This window comes from Methylobacterium sp. B1 (assembly GCF_000333255.1).
Taxonomy (GTDB): domain Bacteria; phylum Pseudomonadota; class Alphaproteobacteria; order Rhizobiales; family Beijerinckiaceae; genus Methylobacterium; species Methylobacterium fujisawaense.
Genome location: NZ_BACT01000705.1, coordinates 1 through 774, shown reverse-complemented (window position 1 = coordinate 774; position 774 = coordinate 1). Strand labels below are relative to the sequence as shown.

Below are 774 nucleotides of genomic sequence, written 5' to 3'. Positions count from 1 at the left end.
GATCTCGCGCTGGCGCTGCGGTGTCAGCACATTCTCCACCTTGGTATCGGCGATGTCGCGCCCCGGATTACCGAAATGCGGAAGGCCGACCACCATCAGCTGCGGCTTGGGCAGAGGCGCCGCCGCCAGGCTCATCATGCCACAGGTGCCCACCACCATCGCGATCCGTAGCTTCATCGCCGCCCTCCTTCAGCCGACCGGGCAGGTGATCGTGCCGCTGCCGAGCTTGCGGAAGCTGCATGTCGGATGGCCGCCGATCGCGATCCGCCCCGATCCCCCGATCGCTCCCGAGGCCGGCCCGTCGACCGTGGCATCAACGGTGCCCGAACCGCCGATCGAGACGGCGATGGCGCTTGCCCGCGCCGCGCGCGTGTCGATCCGGCCGGACCCGCCGATCGTCACGCCGAGTTGGCCCAGCGCCCCGCTCGCAACGATCACCCCGCTGCCGCCGATCGTGAAGCGCGTCCGATCCGCCTTCAGATCCTGCAGCGCGATCCGGCCGCTGCCGGGAACGCTGGCGCGGAAGGCGGGCGACGCGATACCGCCGACCTCGACCTCGCCGCGCTCGCTGATCGTCACGCCGTCGATCGTCGGCGCCTGGACGTTGACGGTGAGCTTATCGGCGGCAGGAGGACGGCCGCAAGGCATCCGCCCGTCGACGAGGATCGCATCGCCATCCACTGCCGCCTTCCGATGACGCGACGCGCGCGACGCCCAGTCGATGACCAGCGTGCCCTCCCGCACCTCCACCGTGACGCAGCGGACCATGCGGGG

General features: G+C 70.7%; 1 protein-coding gene. It reads right to left on the bottom strand.

What is annotated here, in order from left to right; all coding sequences use genetic code 11:
• Nucleotides 1-189: 189 nt before the first annotated feature.
• Nucleotides 190-774, bottom strand: a 585-nt coding sequence (locus I53_RS30550; protein WP_148291210.1) for a GIN domain-containing protein, incomplete at its 5' end; no start/stop codon positions are given.